Genomic DNA, 20,533 nt, shown 5'->3' on the forward strand with positions numbered 1-20,533 from the left:
TCCCATGAAGTTGCCGTTTTCCGCTGCCCTGCTCGCGTCTGCCCTGCTGGCGCCGTCCTTTGCCCAGGCCGATGACGCCGCGTTGGTCGACACGCTCAAGGCCTTCACCCGTTGTGACGAGACGTTCTTCAGCCGCCTGAACACCCATCGCGACGCCTGGCAGGCCTATGCGCCGCTCAAGCAGCAAAAGGACTTCACCTGGATCGCGGTGCGCGACCGTACCGAACCCAAGGCCTCGGCCGTGCCGGTGAGTGCGCCGGCCATCGCGGGGTTGAAGCTGCTGTCGTATAACGATGAGGTCAGCGATCTTGGTCCGCTGGGCCTGTATTACTTCTGGGGCTTTACGGTGGACGGCCCGATTGATGAGGTCGCCCCGCGCCTCGCGGCGTTGCTCGACCAACCCGCTGCGCTGCAAAAAGGCGAGGGGCAATACACGCGCAGCGAGTTGAAGGTGGGCAACAGTTGGCAGGCGATCAAGCCGATGCCGGGCAAGGCGCCGGGGCTGCGCAATGTGGAGCGGGTGCTGATCGTGGAGCCGGAGGGCAAGTATTCCCGTGTGAGCTGTTCGGTGCAGGGTGGCGTGAATGCCGGGTTGCTGGCGCTGTTGCGGCCGGACATCGCGCCGGTGGATTACCCGCGCACCGTGGCGGAAACCAACCTCGGCGATGTGCCGGTGCCGCCCAACGTGCTTAAGGGGCTCGACGCGCCGCTGTTGCAGCCCAAGTTCAAGACGTTGAGCTACAGCTACCTGTCGAAGAACGCCGCGGGCAAGGACGCGCCGATCACCATCCGCTTCAAGGCCGAAGACGGTTTGTTGGTGAAGAATGAAGCCTACGGCGCCGCCTTCAATGTGGACCGTTTGATGCTGGCGGACCTGATCCAGCTGAAGTCGAAAATGAACGGCGTGGGCGAAGGCCAGGTGCTGCAGACCCGTGAGGCCGAGGTGAAATTGCCGACGAGCTGGGCGCCGGGCCAGACCCTGAGTGCGCACTTGAAGATGGCCAACGTGCCGGTCAAGCCCACCGACAAACCGCTCGAAACCACCTTGACCTGCAAGGTGGGCGAGCGCTTCCCGGCACGCCAGGTGTTTGCGTCGTTGACGGGCGATGCCATCCGGTTGGCCTGCGAGCAGGACGGTTATGCGTCGTCGCGCGCGTTTATCGAGGACCTGGGCGTGGCGCTGACGCTGGAGTCGACGTCGAGCCAGACCCACTATGTGAATGAAATCCAGACGCTGGACGTGGTGCGCTGACTAAAGCCCCTGCCCCTGCAAAAACGTGTCGACCTGGCGTTCGAAGCCAGGTCGCTCGAACTTCACCAGCGCCATGCGCCACAGGCCTTGCAGGTAGGTAAGGATCACCGAGGCGGTCACCTGCGGGTCGAGGGCGGCTGGCAGCAGGCCCTGGGCCTGATCCTCACCCAGGCGCTCGGCCATGATGCCGCGCACCGCTTCCAACCCCTGCTCGGCGCGCTCGCGCAGTTCCGGGTCTGACAACACCACGTCCGTCACCATCGCGGCCACCATGCACAGGGGCGATGGCATCTGTGCGCCTTCCAGGTCATCAAGGATCACGCTGAAAAATGCGCGAATACCCTCGGCCGCCGTGGGCGCCGATACCAGGGCTTCCAGGCGCCGCGCCACCACATCGTCTTCGTAACGCTGCACGCAAGCCAGGTACAGCTGCTTCTTGCTCTTGAGCGAGTTGTAGAAGGAGCTTTCGCCGATGTCCATGACCTTGAGCAAGTCGCGCAGGCCAGTGGCGACGTAGCCGCGTTGCCAAAACAGCACCTTGGCCTTCTCGACGGCCTGGTCGTAATCAAACGCAATTTTTCTCGCCATGGGTCACCTGCCAATTCTGTATCGGCCGATACAATATCATTGACGAGGGATTTCTGCTCAGGCTATTTTGTAGCGATCGTTACAAACCATTGAACCCTGGAGACAGAAATGCCCGCGACATTCGATTTTTCCGCCCATCGCCCCTTGGTATTGCCGCCGGCCACGGAGGCTGTCACCCCGTTTGAGGTACACGTGCCCCAGGCCGCCATCGAGGATTTGCAACTGCGTTTGCGCATGGCCCGCTGGCCTGATCAGGAGTTGGTGGAGGACTGGTCGCAAGGTGTGCCGTTGGATGCCGCGAAGTCGCTGGTGGACTACTGGCTCAACGGTTATGACTGGCGCACGTTTGAAGCGCGCTTGAACAGCTTCCCGCAGTTCCGCACGCGGATCGACGGCGTGGGTATTTACTTCATTCACGCACGCTCGCCGCACCTGAACGCTACGCCAATTCTGCTGACCCACGGTTGGCCCGGCTCGGTGCTGGAGTTCCTGAATGTGATCGAGCGCCTCACCGATCCGGTGGCGTTCGGCGGCAAGGCTGAAGATGCGTTTCATGTGGTGGTGCCGGCGATTCCCGGCTACGGCTTTTCCGACAAACCCACCGAGCAAGGCTGGAACCCGGCGCGCATCGCCCGCGCCTGGGCGGTGCTGATGACGCAGCGGTTGGGTTACAAGCACTGGGTGGCCCAAGGCGGCGATTGGGGCGCGGCCATCACCACCGCACTGGCCGGCCAGGCACCCGAGGGCCTGATGGCGGCGCACGTCAATTTGCCGATGGTGGTGCCGGCGCAATTACCCGCCAACCCGACCGAAGAAGAGCGTCAGGCCCTTGAGGACATCGAGCGTTACGTCAGCGACAAGGCCGGCTACGCCAACCAGATGAACACCCGCCCGCAAACCATCGGCTATGCCCTGAACGATTCGCCGGTGGCCCTGGCCACGTGGATGTATGAAAAATTCTGGGAGTGGACCGACAACAACGGCCGCCCCGAAGACGCCCTCACCCGCGACCAGATGCTCGACGACATCTCGTTGTACTGGTTCACCGGCACCGGCACGTCCAGCGCGCGCCTGTATTGGGAAGGCGTGGGCGCGACCATTCGTGGGGCGGACTTTTTCTCGTCGGCGCGGGGCGGCGTGGAGCGTATCCAGGTGCCGATGGGCGCGAGCATTTTCCCCGCTGAAACCTTCAAGCCGCCACGGGCGTGGGCAGAAGCGGCGTGGGCCAATCTGTTCTATTGGAATGCGGTGGACAAGGGCGGCCACTTTGCGGCGTTTGAACAACCGCAGGTTTTTGCCGAGGAATTGTGGAAGGCGTTCCGGCCGTTTCGCGCAACCACAGGCTGATCGGCCCCTTGTGTTTTAGCCGTGGCTGCACTCAACTATGTGCCCTCCCCTCTAGCGAGTATCGACATTGGAACGTTATGAATCGCTGGTCATCGGCTTGGGCGCCATGGGTGCCGCCACGGTGTACCAACTGGCCAAGGCCGGCGTGAAGGTCGCCGGGATCGACCGTCATCACCCTCCCCACACGCTTGGTTCCAGCCATGGCGATACGCGGATCACGCGGTTGTCGGTGGGTGAAGGCGCGCAGTACGTGCCCATCGTGCGTAATTCGCATCGCATCTGGCGGGAGTTGGAGGCGCTGTCGGGGGAGTCGTTGTTCGAACAGTCGGGGTTGCTGGTGCTCACCTCCCGTGAGGATTTCGACCCAAGCGATGAAACCGACTTCACCTTGCGCACCATTGGCCTGGCGCAAACCTACGGTATCGAGCATGAGGTGCTGGACGCGGCGCAGATTCGCCAGCGCTTTCGGCAGTTTGCCCAGGTGGTCGACAGCGCTATCGGCTATTACGAACCCGGTGGCGGGTTCGTGCGGCCCGAGCGCTGCATCGAAGTGCAGTTGCGTCTGGCCGAACAACAGGGCGCGACGTTGTACACAGGCGAAACCGTGACCCACATCTGCTCGGACGAGTACGGCGTGACGGTGACCACCGACCAACGCACCTTGCAGGCCGACAAGCTAGTGGTCAGCGCGGGCAACTGGGCGGGGGGGTTGCTGGGGGCGCCGTTTGATCGGTTGCTCAAGGTCTATCGCCAGCAGCTGTTCTGGTTCGAAACGGAGCTGGATGCGGCGCTGGTCGGCGCGTCTCCTACGTTCATTTTTACCCATGGGCCGGGCGAGGGTCACACTAACTACGGCTTCCCGGCGTTGCCTGGCGAGGGCAGTTTGAAAGTGGCGACGGCGCAGTATCACACCGTGTCCACGCCGCAGACGCTCGACCGCACCGTTTCGCCCGCCCAGGAGCGGGAGATGTACGAGCAACAGGTGCAGGGCCGTATCGCCGGGCTGACGGCCAAGGTGGTCAAGTCGGCGGTGTGCGCCTACACGGTGACGCCGGACCATCATTTCATCATCGACCGGCACCCGAGGCTGCAGCACACCTTGGTGGTGTCGCCGTGTTCGGGGCATGGCTTCAAGCATTCGGCGGCATTGGGTGAGGCGTTTGCGCAGTGGTGCGTGAAGGGCGAGAGCGAGTTGGATCTGTCGTCGTTTTCGTTGAAGCGTTTTGAAGGACAATCGTTCTAAGAACGAGGGGCTTCAAAAGCTGCGGACCAACGAACCAAACAGATCACCCTCGGGCATTTTGCTCACTGGGATCTCGGCATTTTCAAACCACTCCCGACTGGCCTCAGGGTGCGGGCCGCTCAGCACCACCACGCCCTTTTCAAAGGTATACCGCGCCGCCGCCACGTCTCCGTTGCGGTAGGTGGCGATGGTTTTATACGACCCTTTCGGAAAGTACGGGCCATCCTGGAAGAACACTTGGTCAGGCTTGCCCGCCCACGTGACCTGCACCGCGGCGTCGGCGATGCCGGGCACTTCGAAACCGGGGCGGCCGGCTTCGCCGTCGAGGTCCTGGGGGATCAGGCCAAGGTTGTTGTCATCCGCCAGGTAGGCGCCCATGCACAAGCCCAGGTAGCGGCCACCGTTGGCGACGTAGCCGCGGATGGCCTCGCTGCGCGCATCACCCAGGCTGCGCAGCGCTGCGGGAATGTCCTGGCCGCCGCCAGGTTGTACGTAGAGGTCGTAGCGCGCCAGGGTTTGTGGCGTGATGTCGATCGACTCATCCGCGCCCACAAAATCGATGTGATAGTTGGGATTGAGTCGTTGCAGGGCTTTCGCCACGTTTTCGGAACAGTCATCACAACCCGCCGGGCCCCGGTAGATGGCGACGTGGGTGATAGGCGTCGCGGCCTCGGCCGGTGACGGCAGCAGCAGCGCAAAAGCAAACAAGGTGGCGGCGGTGGCTCGCAGGTTCATGGCGATGGGCTCCAGGGCGGACACCCCAAAGCCTATAGCGATTGCGCCGTTCAATCCGTTAACAGTTGTAAAAACTCGGCGCCTTGCTACCGCCTTAAGGCGTCACGCCAGTGGCTTCATTGGGCAAACGCATACGTCCCGCCCTGCTCCACCGCCTTGCGATACGCAGGTCGCGCCTGGAATTTCTCCACCCACGCCGCCAAGTTCGGGTAGGCCTGCAACTTGCCCTGGGCCCTGGCGATTTCACCGATAAAGCTCATCTGAATATCCGCGCCGCTCAGCTCATCGCCGAGCAGGTAGGCTCTGCCCGCGAGCACGTCGTTCAGGTAACCGAGGTAGTTGGCGACTTCCGATTCGATCCGCGGATGCAACGGTGCGCCTGCCTCGCCCAGGCGGCCGACGTAGAGGTTGAGCATCAACGGCAACATGGCCGAACCTTCGGCAAAGTGCAGCCATTGCACGTAGTGGTCGTAGGTGGCGCTGGCAGGGTCCGGTTGCAGACGGCCCTGGCCGTGGCGGCGGATCAGGTAGTCGATGATGGCGGCGGACTCGATCAGCACCAGGCCGCCGTCTTCGATCACCGGGGATTTGCCCAGCGGGTTGATCGCCTTGAGCTCCGGCGGTGCGAGATTGGTTTTCGGGTCGCGCTGATAGCGCTTGATCTCGTAGGGCAAGCCGAGTTCTTCGAGCAGCCACAGGATGCGTTGCGAGCGTGAGTTGTTGAGGTGGTGGACGATGATCATTGAAGGCTCCGCAGGGCGAGAGGGGTGTCTTGGAACAGACTACGCCAGCCTTCGGGAGTGCCGACAAATAATTTTCTGCGTGACGGACGCCGTGGTTACCATGGGAATCGATTCGAGAGGAGGCACAGCATGGATCTGAAATTCAGCCACGTCGACATACTGGTCGAAAACCTTGAAGAGGCCTGTGCCTATTACGCACACATTCTCAAGGCACGCATTTCCAAGACGTTCGTGTGGGAACGCGGCGGCCTGCACGTGCGGTATGCCGTGGTGCTGATGGGGCAAGAACGCTTCATGCTGGTCCAGCCGATCGCCGGGAACTTGCGAGAGCTGTTGGACGCCCACGGCGAAGGCATGATTTACCGCCACTGCTACACCACGCCGGACATCGAGATCGCTTATGACGAACTGATCGCCGCCGGTGTGCAGCCGGAGAACGAAAACGGCGTGCCCCTGGCCCGCGAGAACCTGCAATCACCGTCCGGGGGGCGCATTATCTGGCTGCCCAAGCGTTTCGGGCATTTCTCCATGGAGATCCTCGAAGAGGCGACCCTGGAGGCGTTTATTGTGGAGGCGTTTGGCTGATCGAGGCCCACGCCGCCTGCGCCAGCAACGCGGCGTAGTGATTCGGGCTGTGCTTGACCCGGCCGGATAACCACGCACGGGCATAGCTTTCGGCCGCGCCGATGATCAGCGACAGCAGCAGTTCTGCCGGGATATGGCTGAACGCCTCACGGCGGCCTTCGTCGCTCATCCACTCGGTCAATTGCGCGTTGCGCTGTTTGTTACGGGTGAGCAGTTCGTCCTTGTGCGGGCCGTTGGCCACGGCGAAACGGCTCTGGAACATAAAGCGCGCCCATTCGGGTTGCGCATCCACCCACTCCACATAACTGCGCACCAGCGCTTCCACACCAGCCTGGGCGGTTTGCGCCTGTTTGAGGTGTTGCTCCCGCAATGCGGCCTGATCTTCCAACGCGGCAAAAAACAGCGCGGCGACGATGCCTTCCTTGTTGCCGAAGTGATGGTAAATGGCGCCCACGCTGGTCTCGCACCGCGCGCGGATGGTTTCGATATTCGTCGCTTCAATACCCACGTCGTTAAAGCTGGCCAGGGCCTCGCGCAGGATGCTGCGCTTGAGGTCGCTGCGCCGGCCCGGGAAGGTGCGCTCGATCAGGTCAGGTGCGTGCATGAAGTGGCTCGCCAAATGTACGGAGTCTAATGGTACGGCCGCCCGCAGAGAAGGCACGGCTTGACATGGCTGGATTTTACGGAATATTGTTCCGTTACAGAATATTATTCTGTAATCATTATCAAGAGGATTATCCATGAGCCAGTTTCTCAACCTGTTCAACAGCGCAGGCCCTGCAGCGTTTAGCCAAATGGCCTGCCAAGTGGCGCCCTACTTCAGCACCATCAACCCGCAAGTCGCCGAGCTGCGGCCTGGGCACGCAGTGGTCAACGTGCCGTTTCGCAAGGAAATCACCAACCACCTGGCCTCCGTGCATGCCATTGCGTTGTGCAACGCGGCGGAACTGGCGGGTGGGACGATGACGGACGTGTCGATCCCCCAAGGCGCCAAGTGGATCCCCAAGGGCATGACCGTGGAATACCTGGCGAAGGCAAAGTCGAACATCCGCGCCGTGGCGGATGGCAGCGGCATTGATTGGTCCACCGCAGGGGACAAGATCGTGCCGGTGGATATTTTTGATGAGGGCGACGTGAAGGTGTTCACCGCCCGGATCACCATGAATGTGAAGATCGCCTGAGGCCCTGGCGGCTGGCTCGGCAACTGCCGAGCCACGCTTCAGCTCACCATCGACCACAGTGAAGCACCTACGCCGGTGATGCTCTCCCCCGCAATCAAGCCGGCGGCGGCGGTAATTGCAAAGCGTTCGGTGAGGCTCGGCCAGCGGCAGCTCAGCAGCCAAGTCAGTATGGCGCCCAGGGCCATCATCAGCGAGACCGAGGCCGGCAGCACAAAGGCCAGGCCCAGGGCGGCGGCACTCGGGAGGAAGCGGGCACGATGGGCAGGCAAGGTGCTGTCCAGCACACCGAGCACTACGCCAACCAGGCCGCCGATGGCAATCGCCCAGCGGATGCTGGTCGACAGTGAATCCAACCCATGGGTGAGGGTTTGCGCCACGGCTTTCCAGGTAGCGACCGCCGGGGCTGGCCACTCTTCGGTGAGCAGCATGGTTTGCGGATCCGGGATCAACGCCAGGTAGGCGAAGACGCCAACGATACTGCCGATGAAAATCCCCAGGATCTGCGCGATCACCTGCTTATGCGGCGTGGCGCCGATGGCCTTGCCCACCTTGAAATCATTCATCAAGTCGGTGCACTGCCCTGCCGAGCCACCGGCCGTGTTGGCGCTCATCAGGTTGATCGGCACCTGCCCCGGCGCGACGATGCCAAAGCTCAGCTGGGACAGCTGCCCGATGGCGCCAATAGGCGGAATGCCGGTGGCACCCACCACGCGCGCAGCCACGGCGGCGAGGCAGATCGCCAAAGGAATGGTGAGCAAGGCCATGCCGAGATTGATGCCGAACAGCAACGCCTGCAAGCTCACCACCAGCACGATCGCCAACGCAAAACCGGCCGCCGGCCCCGGTTTTGGCACCGTCCAGCTTGATCCGCCGCTGGCGTGAGTGGACCGGTACAACGCCCACAAACGAATCGCCAGCGAGGCCAAGGTGGAACACACCATCAGGCTCACACCCGGCCACAGCAACCACTCCACCAACGCGGCGAACTGCGGGCCGCTGCTGCCCGCAGGCAAGGTCACCAACTGTTGCGCCAGCAGCCAGGGACCCAGGCCACCCCAGGCGAGCAAGGCGCCGAGCAGCAAGGTCAGGCCCACGCGAATGCCGATAATGCCGCCAAACCCCACCAGCAATAGCGAAGGGTCGGCAGTAAACGTCAGGCGCTCCAACGGGGCACTGGGCGACCAGCGCGGGAAGGCCCACATAAAGGTATCCACCCACTTGACCAGCCCGGAGAGTAAGGCGGCGCTGAGCAGCACCTTCAAGCGCGTCGCGGCTTCGCGTCCGTGATTGTAGATGTGCAACAGGGTTTCCAGGGTGGCCATGCCCTCGGGGAATTTCAGCGCCTTGTCATTGAGCAGCGAGGGCCGTAGATACCAGGCGATCCAGATGCCCAGGAAACTCACCGAGAACACCCAGGCGATCATCGGGATGGCGTCCAACTGGTTGCCGGTCAGCAAGGTATAGGCCGGGATCGGCGCCACCAACCCACCCGAAATAATCGACGCGGCGGCTGACGCGACGGTCTGGTTGATGTTGCTTTCGTGCAAGGTCCACGGCAGGTGGTCGGTGGAACGCTTGGCCACGCCTTGAAAGATGGCGTAGCCGATCAGCAGCGCGATGATCGACATGTTGAACGACCAGCCGATCTTCAACCCGGCGTAGACATTGGACGGCGTGAGCAGGATGCCGAGGACGCTGCCGGTGAGGACGGCGCGCAGGCTGAGTTCGCGGGTGACGGGGCCGTGCGGGAGGGTCGTTGGCGGGGCTGAAGTCATGCGGAGTCCTTTCGGCGACGAAACAGAGCGACCTAGTAAGTGAGCCCTGTAGAAGCCGAAGGTTCCTGTGGTGGGAGAGCTTCCTGTGGTGAGCGGGCTTGCCCCGCGTTGGGCTGCGAAGCGGCCCTAAATTCTGGCGACTCGGTTTAACTGACGATGCGCGGTGTTTTTAATGGGGCTGCTTCGCAGCCCAGCGCGGGGCAAGCCCGCTCACTACAGGAAGCCTGATAGCCACAAAAAACCTGCTCAACCCAGGCGAAACCGCGCAGTATTGTCGCTCAATGCCTGGCTGCCTTTGCTCAAGGTGTCGGCCGCCCGGTTCACTGCCCGTGCGCCATCAAGCAAACGCCCGGCCGCCTGGTCCACTTGCTGGATATTGCCGCTCACTTCATCCGCCGTCGCCGCTTGCTCTTCAACAGCGGTGGCGATCTGCGCCAAGGTGTCGGTGACGTGCTGCACCGCACCGGCAATCTCGCCCAAACGCGTGCCCAACCCGGTGACGGATTCAGCATCCGTCAGTGCCTGTTCACACGCGGCGCCCATCAACGTGACCGCTTGGCTGACCGTGGCGCGCAGGCTGTCGACCGTGCCGGCGATCTGCGCCGTGGACGCCTGGGTGCGTTGCGACAGGCTGCGCACTTCATCAGCCACCACGGCAAACCCTCGGCCCTGCTCACCGGCACGGGCGGCTTCGATGGCGGCGTTGAGCGCCAGCAGGTTGGTCTGCTCGGCAATGCCACGGATGGTGTCGACCACCGATTGAATCTGCTGGCCCTGCTGGCTGACCTGCTCCAGCGCATCGGCGGTGTCGGTCAAGCGCAGGTTGAGTTGTTGGATACTGGCCGTGGTGCGCTGGCTGTCGCGGCTGCTGTCTTCGGCGATGCGCCGGGTCTGCTGGGCGCTGCCGGAAGCTTGTTCGCAGCTCTTGGCAACACCCAGGGACGTCGCGGCCAACTGGGTGGCCGCAGCGGCAATCTGGCTGATTTGTTGTTGCTGGTCTTCGACTTCGGTAAGGGTGCTGCCCGACTGGGAGTTGAGGGTCAGCACCGCCGAACCCAGTTGCTGCGTCTCGTGATTGACCCCCAATAGACTGGTGCGCAACTGCACCACCGCCACGTTCAACGCGGTACTGATGGCCGCGAGCTCATCGCGCCCTTCCACCGCCACCTCGACGCACAGGTTGCCGTCCCGCAGCGACTCGGCCAGGGTGGTGATGCCACTGGCGCTACGGCGGATCGAGGCTTGCAGGCAGATGAACAGGTACAACGCGGCCAGCGCCAACAGGCTGAAGGTCGCCGCCACCGGCACGAACTTCTGCAACGAGCGATCACGGTAGTGACCCAGGCGCGCATCCAGCGAATCGAGGGATTGATTGCGCAGCGCGCCCAGGCTGTCGAGCATACCGTCGACACTGGTTTCGAAGGCCGCCGTGTCGAGCTTGATGGTGCCGCCAAACACGCCGTCGTCGAGTACTTTGAGCTCATTGTCCAGGCGTTGCAGGCTGTTGTCGTACTGCACAGTCCAGGGTTCCAGCCCGGCATACTGCTTGGCCTTGAGCGAGGCCGCGGCCTTGACCAACTGGTCCCGCGCATCACCGATGCGGCCGCGCAGGTCACGCATCTGCAAACGGCTCTGCAAGGTGAACTGCCCCGAGGCAATGGACGACTGGCCGACACTGGCCATGCGGCCAATGCGCTCGATCAGGTCGGGGGTGTGCTGGGTAGACATCTGCATCAGCAGGTAGGTTTCCAGCCACGGGTCGAGGATCAACCCGGCGTCCAGGGTGATCTGCTCGCGAAGGGTTTGCATCGCGGTCAGGGCCGAGGTGAAACGGTCGTAACCGTCCGGCCACCAGCCCACGGTGCGCAGGGATTGGGAGTCCATGCCCTTGACTGTCGCCTGCAAGGCGTCGAAGCGCGCGAGGATATCGGCACTGGCGTGCTGGGCTTTGAGCGAATCGCCCAGGGCTTGCAGGCTTTGCAGGATCACCGGGAAGTTGGCATCCACCTTGTCCATTGCCGCTTTCGCCGCCGGAGTGGGCGCGTGCAGGATGTCCGCCGCCTTCCAGCGCGCGGCCAGGTTGCGCTGGGCCGTCAACTGGCCATCCAGCGCATCCAGGGCCAACAGTTGCCGGACGCCGGACTGCTCGCTGGAAATCACGGTTAATTTGTCGCGATAGTCCGAGCCGATCATCCACAGGCTACCCGCCAGGGGCAGCATGAACAGGAAGAACAGGATCTGGAACTTGCGCGCAAAACCAAAACGCCCCAGCAGGCGAATACCCGGTGACAAAAGGCTGTGCATGTCCCACCACTCCCCAAAAACGACCCACGCGGTGCACCGCGGGGTGAAGCCTTGAAATGACTGACGGCAAAATGCCATGTCATTGATTAGCTTGGCTCAAGCAAGATACGGGCCGTTGATAGAAGGACTGGAGACAGACGGGCGCGCCCACTGAGCGTGCACGTGCCGTGCTCGAAAATGGGGCAAAAGCACTCAGTGGCGAAGGGATAGCTGTAACTAATGGCGCAGTGCGTAGGAACAGCGGAATTACTTCCTGCTGATGAGCACTTTTCCTCCCGCTCACACTGAAATCTCCTAATACCACTGGAGATTCATCATGGCACGTGCACTTAACAGCTCCGAACGCAGAACTTTCCGTGCAGCTCGCTATGCCGCGTTGCGCTCACTGGAATTCACCATCCATCACCTGAACGGCGGCAATGCCGATGTCGCTAGGGTGTGGATGGGCGTCCAGCAACCTGGAAACCTGCAAGTCTTGGCTCAACGCCTGTACCGGATTTTTCAGGCACTGCAAAACATTCATGAAGGGCAGGTCAACTGCGAACCCAATGCAGATTGGTATGCGGAGGTCCACCCCAACGACGCGGGACATCACATCACGCTGGGAGGGGCATTCTTCACCGCCCCGACCTATGGCAACGACTCGCGCGCTGGCACGTTGATCCACGAAACCAGCCATTTCAACGATGTGCTGGGCACCGACGACCACGCCTACGGCCAGGAAGCCTGCCTGCGACTGGTGCAACAAGCCGAGCAAGGCGACGGCAACCTGCACACCGTCCTGACCAACGCCGACAACTGGGAATACTTGGTGGAACACACCTACTGAGTTGCGTTTGCAGCACTCGAAAAAGCCTGTTATCGAACAGGCTTTTTTCATCACCCTGTCCCGTCCTGAATAAGGTTTACGCCTTCTGACCTATCTTCAGGAGGAGTCAATGGATTCGGGCAAAAGGCGGAGCCAGCGTGACTACACGCTAGCCTTTAAATTATCGGTCGTAGACCAGGTCGAAAAGGGCGAGTTGAGTTATAAAGAGGCTCAACGGCGCTACGGCATTCAGGGCCGGTCCACAGTACTGGTCTGGCTACGCAAGCACGGCCGGCAGGACTGGAGCCAAGGCGCGTCAATTCGAGAGCCGAGGAGCAGGTCCATGACCGAGCCAACCCTCCCGCTGACCCCCGAGCAGCGGATCAAAGAGCTCGAAGAACAGCTGGCGCTAAGCAATCAGAAAGCGCAATTCTTCGAAGCCGTCGTGAATGTTCTGAAAAATGACTACGGTGTTTCCGTCGTAAAAAAGCGACCCGGCAAGTCCTCTCGCAAGGGCAAATCCAAGGCCTGAGCATCACGAGGGCTTGCCTGTTTATGAGCATTTCGCGCCAAGCGTATTACCAACGCAATCGGGTTTTCGACGAGAGGGCTCGTCAAGATCAAGAGGTCATGGACTTTGTTCTTGAAAAGCGCCGCCGTCAGCCACGGATAGGCACGCGCAAGCTGCATTACCTGATGAGCGTTGAAGTTGGTGCATCAGTTCGGGTCGGCAGAGACCGCCTGTTTAGCATCCTGCGCAACGCTCGAGAACTGGTTGTACGCAAACGGGCATACCACAAAACGACGGACAGCCATCACCGTTTTCGCCGACACCCTAACCTGCTCAAAGCAGGTCATGAGCAGATAGTGGCCAATAGGCCAGAGCAGGTCTGGGTTGCAGACATCACCTACCTGCCGACACAGGAAAGCGTGGCTTATGTGAGCCTGGTGACAGACGCCTACTCGCGCAAGATCGTAGGCCATCATGTGCATGAGAGCTTGCATACCGAGTCGGTAATCAAGGCGATGGAAAAGGCAGTTGGTGAGCGCCGAAGCACGCTGCCACTGATCCATCACTCAGACCGTGGAGCCCAATACTGCTCTGAGCTTTATCAACGCTTGCACGCTAGTCATGGCGTCAGGTGCTCAATGACCGACGGCTATGACTGCTACCAGAATGCTCTGGCGGAGAGGATAAACGGCATTTTGAAGACCGAGTTCCTGCTGTATCGCCCTAAAAATCTGGCGGACGCAGTGAAAATGGTGGATGAGTCGGTGCTGATCTACAACGGGGAACGGCCACACCTGTCCCTGAAATACAAAACGCCCGATGCGGTGCATCGGGCGTTTTGAGACTGAAACAGGTGTAAACCTATTTCAGGACTAGACACCCGCTCTATCAGGAGTTGACCATGGATCGTCGATTACTACGTGCCTTCTCGCTCGCAATGGCGTGCTCACTGGCACCCTCTGCTTACGCACTGAATACCGAGGAAGCCGAACCCCACCTACTCATGGAGTACGCTGTGACCTTGAGTGCCCATGCAGCCAAACATCAGTGGCAACGTTTGTGGCATGCCACGCGTCTGGCCCACTACTTCAACCCGGCTCATACCACGCACTTCACACCGCCCTCGAGTAAAGCAGGCGAGAAGATCGTGCACACGCTGGCCAACGCCACCAGTGTCACGGCATATAAAACCAGCCTGGCAACGTATCGTTATGAGTTCGGCGATAAGGTCGGTATAGAGCGCGGCATTGCTGTCACCGCGATCTGCGTCGATGTCGATTGGCGCAGCCTGCCTGAAGGCACCGACGCTGAAGACGCAAGCGGCATGGGCAGCGTCAGTCTGCTGCTGGCCCGACCTTGCCCGTAACCCAAAAAAAGCCGCCTGGCTAACTTAGCAGGCGGCTGTCCTTCAACTGTTTGATCGGTCATCGGCGGGCTTGTCAGCCCTCATCAACGCCGCCTCCGCTTTGCGACGGTCGTGGTAAATGTCATGAAAGTCTTCCAGGGTAGCGATAGCATCCGCCCATTTGCGCTGCGTCACTTGCCCCCAGAATATTGGCGTGCGGGTCGCAAGGTCTCCGTACTGGAAAGCGACCGAGGCGATGGCAGTCTGCACTCCGGCAGGCAAGTCGGCAAAAGGGATAACCCTCTCGGTGGGCAACTTGGCGAAAAGAAGTGATGTCGCCTTATCGTACTTAGTCATCAGCGTGTGAATGAACTGAGTCTCGTAGGCGTCGTCGATCGCCTTCGCATCGGCCACACTAATCTCCAGCGGATGCTTCTGAAGGAACGCCTTCGCGTCTGCGCCTTTGAGGTGCAGGTAAGGCGTGAGGCGATCACGCAGATCTGCGCGCAGCATATCCAGGTTGCTCTGCTGACCGATGTCAAAGCCGGTCGCGATAGTCACGCCGCTCTGACTTTTATCCGCCAAGGGCACATAGCCCCTGGTTATCGACGCACCTTCCTGCTTGCCGATAAACGCCATATCAACGGCACTTTCTTTCTGGGGTGATTTCTCGTTCATGGTGAGTTTCCTTTGGGTTTTAGGAAACCGCAGTCCATCACCCTCACCGCAACAGTATCAGAAGGTAAAAGTTCCCTACTCTCATAGGTAAAGTTTCCTACTGCTTATCGGCATACGTACCTTCCAAGCTCTGAGCAGCTTCGCACCCCAAGGAGGTATTACCGATGGAACAGAAAGATCTGGAACTCATTGATGTACGGCAACTCCCTCACTCACTTCAGGTGCTGATTGCCTGCGTCGGACTTGAAAGTGCTTTTCGGCTGACGTGCGTGTATGGCGGACGCCCGAAATACATTCCCAAGCATTCTCAACGCACCTCACTGGCACTGGTCCTCTCGCCAGAATCACTGCAAGCCCTGATAGATGCCTTTGCGGGTATCTCGCTGGAAATTCCCAAGTCCGATCATTTCTTTCGCCAGATACGAAACCAGAATATCCAGACCGGTATTTCCGATGGTATTTCACGCAGCGTATTAGCCGAGAAGTACGGCCTGAGCCTGCGGCAAATAGCCAATATCCGGCGCCAGGAAGTTTGCTTTCATCGGTAATAACTTCCTACTGAATCAACCGTTGCGCCATGGATAGATTGAAGTTGCGCACTTTCGCGCACTCTCGATAAGGAAATTAAAAATGCCAGATCCAATTGATAAAGGGCTTATTGGCGGCGTGATTGCCGCACTGCCTCTGGACAAGATGATCAGCGGTCCGCTGATGGCAATGATCCAGGCTCAGGTCGCCGCGAGCAAAGCGTATGCGGACTTCATCATGGGCGTGTGTATCCAGGACGGCAAAGCCGTCTCGGTACAGTTCGACTATGACGAAACCCTGGTCGACGACAAGGGGGTCTTCAAGGGCACGGTCAACAAGACCATGCGCATTCCGCTGCTGGCGGCCATCAGTCACCCGAACATCACCATCGAAGAAGGGACCATCGACTTCGAACTGACCATCAGCCAGATGGCTGAAGACACCAGTTCCAGCGATGTCTCCGGCAGCTTCGAAGCCAAGATGGGTTGGGGCCCGTTCACGGTCACGGCCAAGGGCGCTGCAAGCCACAAGTCGTCACAAACGCGTAAGACCGACACTCGCGCCCGTTACGCCATCCACACAAAGATCGTTCGACAGGACCCACCGGAAGCCTTGATGCGCGTCATCGACTTCCTCACCGAGGCCGCCACCAAACCGATCATCCTCCCATCAGCCGCCCCAACCAGCGCCGATACCCTGCCAACCACCGGCGTGCTGCCTATGCCTGACGCGAAGTCCGACGGCAAAGCCGCATAACAAGAAATGGCCCACCTCGCCCCGCCCGCCACTCAGGCGGGGCAACCCTCTCACGACTTAAGGAGATCACCATGGCACTCTTTTCACGCCCCAAGGAACCCATGTCGGCCAGCGACTTGAGCCACATTACCCGAGGGTTGCACCAGGCAGCGGCGGCCACGCACAACCTGATCGCCCAGCAATACATCACCTTGTTCGACCAGTTCTTCGATTACAACACTGAAGACCTTGGCACCCCGATGAAAGCCAAAATGGTCGAAATCGCCCTGACCGAAGGCCACACCATCAGCGTGCCGCTGATTGCGTTGGTAGCCCCCAAGGGCCTGGCACTGCAAAAGATGGACGTGGAGCTATCGGTGAAGATGCACTCCAGCGAAGTGCAGAAAGCCAACCATGACCTGGAAAACGGAGACCTGCACAGCGAAAAGTTTTTCGTGACCTTCGGCAACTCCAAACGCGAAGGCCAGGACCGTGACCCGGATGAAGTCCAGATCCGCATCGAGTTCAAGGCGTGCGAACCGCCCGAGGCGATCAACCGCATCATCGAGGAATACACCAACCTGATCAGCCCGAAAGTACAAGCACCGATCAACCCGCCGATCCCTGAGCAACCCTTCAACCTGGGTCCGTCAGATTTCGCGCCTTGATGCCTGAACAAGCGACTTCCTCGAACGGTTCGAGGAAGCAGTCCACGACAGCCTACTTAGCCTGCATGTACCGGCTGAAATTATTGATGTGATCATCCAGATTATCCTCAAGCATCATCCGGTACTGGTCACAGAAGTACTTCAACATCGCCTCCCGCGCATCGGCCATTTCCGCGCCGGACTTGAAGTTGCGCGCGCTGGCCCTGGCATTGAAGCGAGTGGTGCCGAACATCATCGAGGCGCTGACCTGGCCGAGGTTTTCGTGAGCCTGAAGTTGCTCGTTCGACAGTTCGATGTGCGCGTCGGCGCGATCGTAGAAGGTGGGGTCAGTGGCGTCGGCCATTATGGGTGTCCTAGGTCATCAGGTTTGAATGAAGGGGTATCAGGCCAGTAACGCGGTAATCCAGTTGGCCTGCTGGGCAATCTCTTGTCGCTTCTCTTGCGGCACGGCCTGCCGAGCTTGTTCGAAACTGGCCAGGGTCTTGTGCTTTTGGCGCAGCATACGTTGCCACTTCGCGATGAACGCCGGGCTGCGCGCCTGCATTTGCAGCGGGCCGAAGTACAGCTGCTCAGCGGTGTAAACCACCGGCCCGGTGCGCTCGGCGACGATGATTTCGTAGTAGAAGCGGTTCTCGCGCAAAAGCTCTTCACTGAGGATCGAGTAACCGTTATCCATCAGCCATTGGCGCAGCGGCTGCTCACCGCCATTGGGTTGCAGGATCAATCGCTCTCGGCCGCTCAGGTGCCGCTTGCCGCTTTCGAGAATGTCACGAATCGTCTCGCCGCCCATGCCGCAGACACTGATCGCGGTGATGCCGTCATGGGCTTCGATGGCCGCCAAGCCATCGGCCAGGCGCACGGTGATCTGGTGCTCCAGGCCGTTGTCGCACACGGTGCGTTGCGCCGCATGAAAGGGCGTGGTCGCGACCTCCCCCGCCACTGCCGCTGTGATCAGCCCGCGACGCATCAATGCCACCGGCAAATAACCGTGATCGGAGCCGATATCGGCCAGGCGCGCGCCTGCCGGTACGTTGGCGGCGACGCGCTCCAGGCGCAGGGATAAGGTGTGTTCGTTCAACGCCCCTGCTCCCCCGAAAAACGGTCCCGGCTGTTGGTCAGGTGCAGCACCATGGCGGCGCGGGCGGCGTCCGGGTCCTGGCGTTTGATCGCGTTGAAGATCGCCTCATGTTCCAGGTTCGCCAATTGACCCAACTGGGCAAAGTCGGCGCCGCCACGTTCATCGCCTTTCACCTGGGTACGCGGGATCATCGCATTGCCCAGGTGCAGCATGATTTCGGTGAAGAAGGTATTACCGGTGGCCTCGGCGATCAGTTGGTGGAAGCGCTTGTCTTCCTCCACGCAGCTGTCGTTGTTGGCCAGGGAGGCCTGGTAGTCGTCGAGTGCCTGGCGCATGTGGGCCAGTTGCAGGTCGGTGCGGCGCACGGCGGCCAGTGCGACGGCTTGCACCTCAAGACCCAGGCGCAGTTCGAGCATGTTGCGCACGCTGGCGACCGTGTCCACATGCAGGCGCAAGCCCTGCTGCGCCTGTTGCGCCAGCACAAAGGTGCCGATCCCGTGACGGGTCTCGACCAATCCCGACGCCTGCAATTTGGAGATCGCTTCGCGCACCACGGTTCGGCTCACGCCATGCTCAGCCACGACGGTGGATTCCGACGGCAGTTTTTCGCCGGGTTTCAACTGGCCGAGCAGGATGCGCTGGGTCAGTGCATCGACCACGCCCTGGGCCAGGTTGGTGGAGCGTTTACGCAGGGGGATTCCACTTTCAATGGGCATTGCAACAGGTCCACGGGGTTGAGCTGGGGGGAGCTTACCACCCAGCCCGGCGTCAGGCCTGGGTTGATTGAAAAAACCCTTAACTTGTATGACAACCAAACTTAAGCCCCTCTCTCACAGATACTCCTCTCACGGTACCCACTGGCAAGAGCCTCGCTCAAAAATCGGCATAAACCCCAGTATATACAGCTTAAATAACCGAAATATCTGTTCTACACACCGCGTTATAAGAAGAAAAACACTCACCCCCCGGATTGCGATCTTGAGAAATATACTTGTATGATGTCTATCAACAAAACGTACAAGCCCGCATAAAAATAATCAGGGGGAGTTTTGAATTGTGACCCATTCAATCCAAGTATCTGCCGCACCCGAAAGTGATCCCGTCCTCGCGCGCGCCGTGAGCAAAGTGAAGCGCCATGTGCTCCCACTGTTCGTGATCATGTTCATCCTCAACTACATCGACCGGGTCAATATCGGCTTTGTGCGCACGCACATGGAGCATGACCTGGGCATCGGCGCAGCCGCCTATGGCTTCGGCGCCGGGTTGTTCTTTATCGGCTACGCCCTGTTCGAAGTGCCCTCCAACATGCTGCTGCAGAAGGTCGGTGCGCGTATCTGGCTGACCCGCATCATGTTCACCTGGGGCATCGTCGCCACGCTGATGGCGTTCATCCAGAACGAAACCCACTTCTACATCCTGCGCTTCCTGCTGGGGGTGGCCGAGGCCGGTTTCTTTCCTGGGGTGATCTACTACTTCACGCGCTGGCTGCCCGGCGTGGAGCGCGGTAAAGCCATCGCGATCTTCTTGAGTGGCTCGGCGGTTGCGTCGCTGATTTCCGGCCCCCTGTCAGGCGTGCTGTTGCAGATCGAAGGCTTTGGCTTCCACGGCTGGCAATGGATGTTCGCCATTGAAGGCTTGGCTTCGGTGGTGATTGGCTTCTTTGTATGGTTCTGGCTGGACTCCAAGCCCCACGACGCCCAGTGGATGACCCGCGACGAACAGGACGCGCTGGTCAATGCCATCGACCAGGAACAGCGCGACCGTGAGGCCCTCACCACGGTCAAACCGACCCTCGGCAAGCTGCTCAAGGACCGCCAGATCCTGCTGTTCTGCGCGCTGTATTTCTGCATCCAGCTGACGATCTACGCCGCCACCTTCTGGCTGCCAAGCATCATCAAGAAGATGGGTGACCTCAGTGATGTGCAGGTCGGTTTCTTCAACTCGATCCCCTGGCTGATCTCGATTATCGCCATGTACGCCTTCGCCTCGTTGTCGGGCAAGTTCAAGTTCCAGCAGGCCTGGGTGGCGGCGGCGCTGTTGATTGCGGCAGCGGGCATGTTCATGTCCACCACGGGCGGGCCGGTCTTTGCCTTTGTGGCGATCTGCTTTGCGGCCATCGGGTTCAAGTCGGCATCGTCGCTGTTCTGGCCGATTCCCCAGGGCTACCTGGATGTGCGTATCGCCGCCGCCGTGATCGCGTTGATCAACTCCATCGGCAATCTGGGCGGTTTCGTTGCGCCCACTACGTTCGGCTTCCTGGAACAGACCACCGGTTCGATCCAGGGCGGCCTCTATGGCCTGGCCGGCACGTCGGTGCTGGCCGCGATCCTGGTGTTCTTCGCCAAGACCACGCCCTCTGCCGTGTTGGCTTCACCGAGCGCCGTGCCCAGCCGCGCCGCCCTCAGCAAACCTCTTTAAGCTTATTCAGG

22 protein-coding genes are annotated in these 20,533 nt (G+C 60.5%); 12 read left to right on the forward strand and 10 right to left on the reverse strand.

Annotation, left to right across the window (positions count from 1 at the left end):
- The first annotated feature begins 4 nt into the window (after positions 1-4).
- Entirely contained in the window at positions 5-1,252 is a 1,248-nt protein-coding gene (locus AYR47_RS27845) for a hypothetical protein (protein ID WP_061449109.1), read from the forward strand.
- Here AYR47_RS27845 and AYR47_RS27850 read toward each other — a convergent pair whose 3' ends face one another.
- Positions 1,253-1,840, reverse strand: coding sequence for a TetR/AcrR family transcriptional regulator (locus AYR47_RS27850; RefSeq protein WP_016976475.1), 588 nt, complete (start codon positions 1,838-1,840; stop codon positions 1,253-1,255).
- A 108-nt stretch (positions 1,841-1,948) separates the two neighbouring features.
- Between AYR47_RS27850 and AYR47_RS27855 the strand changes: the two genes are divergently transcribed.
- Together AYR47_RS27855 and solA are read left to right on the forward strand one after the other, a co-directional pair.
- Positions 1,949-3,187 carry an epoxide hydrolase family protein gene (locus AYR47_RS27855; RefSeq protein WP_061449110.1) on the forward strand — a complete coding sequence of 413 codons (1,239 nt, stop codon included), beginning with the start codon at positions 1,949-1,951 and terminating at the stop codon, positions 3,185-3,187.
- A 67-nt stretch (positions 3,188-3,254) separates the two neighbouring features.
- Positions 3,255-4,430 (forward strand): N-methyl-L-tryptophan oxidase, encoded by a 1,176-nt coding sequence (gene solA / locus AYR47_RS27860; protein ID WP_082781554.1) that lies wholly within the window; start codon positions 3,255-3,257, stop codon positions 4,428-4,430.
- Positions 4,431-4,442: 12 nt separating this feature from the next.
- On the opposite strand, the gene AYR47_RS27865 is transcribed toward solA, so the two are convergent.
- Both AYR47_RS27865 and AYR47_RS27870 read right to left on the reverse strand, forming a co-directional pair.
- The gene (locus AYR47_RS27865; protein WP_061449111.1) at positions 4,443-5,165 is read right to left on the reverse strand and encodes a BPL-N domain-containing protein; all 723 of its coding nucleotides are present in this window, start codon (positions 5,163-5,165) and stop codon (positions 4,443-4,445) included.
- A gap of 116 nt (positions 5,166-5,281) precedes the next feature.
- Positions 5,282-5,908 carry a glutathione S-transferase family protein gene (locus AYR47_RS27870; RefSeq protein WP_033901062.1) on the reverse strand — a complete coding sequence of 209 codons (627 nt, stop codon included), beginning with the start codon at positions 5,906-5,908 and terminating at the stop codon, positions 5,282-5,284.
- Between the two features lie 129 nt (positions 5,909-6,037).
- On the opposite strand from AYR47_RS27870, the gene AYR47_RS27875 reads away from it, so the two are divergent.
- The gene (locus tag AYR47_RS27875; protein WP_033901055.1) at positions 6,038-6,493 is read left to right on the forward strand and encodes a VOC family protein; all 456 of its coding nucleotides are present in this window, start codon (positions 6,038-6,040) and stop codon (positions 6,491-6,493) included.
- Here the strand turns inward: AYR47_RS27875 and AYR47_RS27880 are convergent.
- On the reverse strand, positions 6,471-7,097 hold the full coding sequence (locus AYR47_RS27880; RefSeq protein ID WP_033901054.1) for a TetR/AcrR family transcriptional regulator: 627 nt from the start codon (positions 7,095-7,097) through the stop codon (positions 6,471-6,473). The genes AYR47_RS27875 and AYR47_RS27880 overlap by 23 nt on opposite strands.
- A gap of 136 nt (positions 7,098-7,233) precedes the next feature.
- Between AYR47_RS27880 and AYR47_RS27885 the strand changes: the two genes are divergently transcribed.
- A complete protein-coding gene (locus AYR47_RS27885) occupies positions 7,234-7,674 on the forward strand; it encodes a hotdog fold domain-containing protein (protein ID WP_061449112.1) in 441 nt (146 codons plus the stop codon).
- A 38-nt stretch (positions 7,675-7,712) separates the two neighbouring features.
- On the opposite strand, the gene AYR47_RS27890 is transcribed toward AYR47_RS27885, so the two are convergent.
- Complete coding sequence (locus AYR47_RS27890; protein WP_061449113.1) at positions 7,713-9,449, reverse strand: OPT family oligopeptide transporter; 1,737 nt, start codon at positions 9,447-9,449, stop codon at positions 7,713-7,715.
- A gap of 246 nt (positions 9,450-9,695) precedes the next feature.
- Positions 9,696-11,753 (reverse strand): methyl-accepting chemotaxis protein, encoded by a 2,058-nt coding sequence (locus AYR47_RS27895; protein WP_061449114.1) that lies wholly within the window; start codon positions 11,751-11,753, stop codon positions 9,696-9,698.
- A gap of 316 nt (positions 11,754-12,069) precedes the next feature.
- On the opposite strand from AYR47_RS27895, the gene AYR47_RS27900 reads away from it, so the two are divergent.
- The 3 genes from AYR47_RS27900 (at position 12,070) to AYR47_RS27915 (ending at position 14,438) form a co-directional block, all read left to right on the forward strand.
- Positions 12,070-12,582, forward strand: a complete 513-nt coding sequence (locus AYR47_RS27900; RefSeq protein WP_061449115.1) for a M35 family metallo-endopeptidase — start codon at positions 12,070-12,072, stop codon at positions 12,580-12,582.
- A gap of 109 nt (positions 12,583-12,691) precedes the next feature.
- A protein-coding gene (locus tag AYR47_RS27910; protein ID WP_167351249.1) for an IS3 family transposase occupies positions 12,692-13,914 on the forward strand; the annotation gives its coding sequence in 2 pieces (ribosomal slippage) (positions 12,692-13,043 and positions 13,043-13,914; 1,224 coding nt in all).
- Positions 13,915-13,973: 59 nt separating this feature from the next.
- Complete coding sequence (locus tag AYR47_RS27915) at positions 13,974-14,438, forward strand: hypothetical protein (protein ID WP_025999744.1); 465 nt, start codon at positions 13,974-13,976, stop codon at positions 14,436-14,438.
- 42 nt (positions 14,439-14,480) lie between these two features.
- Here the strand turns inward: AYR47_RS27915 and AYR47_RS27920 are convergent, their stop codons facing one another.
- A complete protein-coding gene (locus tag AYR47_RS27920) occupies positions 14,481-15,095 on the reverse strand; it encodes a pesticin C-terminus-like muramidase (RefSeq protein WP_061449116.1) in 615 nt (204 codons plus the stop codon).
- Between the two features lie 164 nt (positions 15,096-15,259).
- On the opposite strand from AYR47_RS27920, the gene AYR47_RS27925 reads away from it, so the two are divergent.
- The 3 genes from AYR47_RS27925 (at position 15,260) to AYR47_RS27935 (ending at position 17,026) form a co-directional block, all read left to right on the forward strand.
- Complete coding sequence (locus AYR47_RS27925) at positions 15,260-15,643, forward strand: transcriptional regulator (protein WP_016976461.1); 384 nt, start codon at positions 15,260-15,262, stop codon at positions 15,641-15,643.
- 82 nt (positions 15,644-15,725) lie between these two features.
- A complete protein-coding gene (locus AYR47_RS27930; protein ID WP_016976460.1) occupies positions 15,726-16,379 on the forward strand; it encodes a DUF2589 domain-containing protein in 654 nt (217 codons plus the stop codon).
- Between the two features lie 71 nt (positions 16,380-16,450).
- A complete protein-coding gene (locus AYR47_RS27935) occupies positions 16,451-17,026 on the forward strand; it encodes a DUF2589 domain-containing protein (protein WP_061449117.1) in 576 nt (191 codons plus the stop codon).
- 52 nt (positions 17,027-17,078) lie between these two features.
- Here the strand turns inward: AYR47_RS27935 and AYR47_RS27940 are convergent, their stop codons facing one another.
- From AYR47_RS27940 to AYR47_RS27950, 3 genes are read right to left on the reverse strand one after another with little or no spacing between them, the layout of a single operon-like run.
- On the reverse strand, positions 17,079-17,369 hold the full coding sequence (locus AYR47_RS27940) for a DUF3144 domain-containing protein (protein ID WP_061449118.1): 291 nt from the start codon (positions 17,367-17,369) through the stop codon (positions 17,079-17,081).
- 39 nt (positions 17,370-17,408) lie between these two features.
- Positions 17,409-18,104, reverse strand: a complete 696-nt coding sequence (locus tag AYR47_RS27945) for a tRNA (adenine(22)-N(1))-methyltransferase (protein ID WP_061449119.1) — start codon at positions 18,102-18,104, stop codon at positions 17,409-17,411.
- A complete protein-coding gene (locus AYR47_RS27950; RefSeq protein WP_061449120.1) occupies positions 18,101-18,820 on the reverse strand; it encodes a FadR/GntR family transcriptional regulator in 720 nt (239 codons plus the stop codon). Before AYR47_RS27950 ends, AYR47_RS27945 begins: the two co-directional genes overlap by 4 nt.
- Before the next feature lie 400 nt (positions 18,821-19,220).
- On the opposite strand from AYR47_RS27950, the gene AYR47_RS27955 reads away from it, so the two are divergent.
- Positions 19,221-20,522, forward strand: coding sequence for an MFS transporter (locus tag AYR47_RS27955; RefSeq protein ID WP_420492049.1), 1,302 nt, complete (start codon positions 19,221-19,223; stop codon positions 20,520-20,522).
- The last annotated feature ends 11 nt before the right edge of the window (positions 20,523-20,533 follow it).

It is taken from the genome of Pseudomonas azotoformans (assembly GCF_001579805.1).
Classification (GTDB): domain Bacteria; phylum Pseudomonadota; class Gammaproteobacteria; order Pseudomonadales; family Pseudomonadaceae; genus Aquipseudomonas; species Aquipseudomonas azotoformans_A.

Excerpts from the sequence above, each read along its gene's own strand:
- AYR47_RS27935 (WP_061449117.1), top strand. The coding sequence starts at position 16,451 with ATGGCACTCTTTTCACGCCCCAAGGAACCCATGTCGGCCAGCGACTTG.
- AYR47_RS27925 (WP_016976461.1), top strand. The coding sequence starts at position 15,260 with ATGGAACAGAAAGATCTGGAACTCATTGATGTACGGCAACTCCCTCAC.
- AYR47_RS27875 (WP_033901055.1), top strand. The coding sequence starts at position 6,038 with ATGGATCTGAAATTCAGCCACGTCGACATACTGGTCGAAAACCTTGAA.
- AYR47_RS27890 (WP_061449113.1), bottom strand. The coding sequence starts at position 9,449 with ATGACTTCAGCCCCGCCAACGACCCTCCCGCACGGCCCCGTCACCCGC.
- AYR47_RS27940 (WP_061449118.1), bottom strand. The coding sequence starts at position 17,369 with ATGGCCGACGCCACTGACCCCACCTTCTACGATCGCGCCGACGCGCAC.
- AYR47_RS27845 (WP_061449109.1), top strand. The coding sequence starts at position 5 with ATGAAGTTGCCGTTTTCCGCTGCCCTGCTCGCGTCTGCCCTGCTGGCG.
- AYR47_RS27870 (WP_033901062.1), bottom strand. The coding sequence starts at position 5,908 with ATGATCATCGTCCACCACCTCAACAACTCACGCTCGCAACGCATCCTG.
- AYR47_RS27855 (WP_061449110.1), top strand. The coding sequence starts at position 1,949 with ATGCCCGCGACATTCGATTTTTCCGCCCATCGCCCCTTGGTATTGCCG.
- AYR47_RS27950 (WP_061449120.1), bottom strand. The coding sequence starts at position 18,820 with ATGCCCATTGAAAGTGGAATCCCCCTGCGTAAACGCTCCACCAACCTG.
- AYR47_RS27885 (WP_061449112.1), top strand. The coding sequence starts at position 7,234 with ATGAGCCAGTTTCTCAACCTGTTCAACAGCGCAGGCCCTGCAGCGTTT.
- AYR47_RS27930 (WP_016976460.1), top strand. The coding sequence starts at position 15,726 with ATGCCAGATCCAATTGATAAAGGGCTTATTGGCGGCGTGATTGCCGCA.
- AYR47_RS27920 (WP_061449116.1), bottom strand. The coding sequence starts at position 15,095 with ATGAACGAGAAATCACCCCAGAAAGAAAGTGCCGTTGATATGGCGTTT.
- AYR47_RS27880 (WP_033901054.1), bottom strand. The coding sequence starts at position 7,097 with ATGCACGCACCTGACCTGATCGAGCGCACCTTCCCGGGCCGGCGCAGC.
- AYR47_RS27900 (WP_061449115.1), top strand. The coding sequence starts at position 12,070 with ATGGCACGTGCACTTAACAGCTCCGAACGCAGAACTTTCCGTGCAGCT.
- AYR47_RS27915 (WP_025999744.1), top strand. The coding sequence starts at position 13,974 with ATGGATCGTCGATTACTACGTGCCTTCTCGCTCGCAATGGCGTGCTCA.
- AYR47_RS27895 (WP_061449114.1), bottom strand. The coding sequence starts at position 11,753 with ATGCACAGCCTTTTGTCACCGGGTATTCGCCTGCTGGGGCGTTTTGGT.
- AYR47_RS27850 (WP_016976475.1), bottom strand. The coding sequence starts at position 1,840 with ATGGCGAGAAAAATTGCGTTTGATTACGACCAGGCCGTCGAGAAGGCC.
- AYR47_RS27865 (WP_061449111.1), bottom strand. The coding sequence starts at position 5,165 with ATGAACCTGCGAGCCACCGCCGCCACCTTGTTTGCTTTTGCGCTGCTG.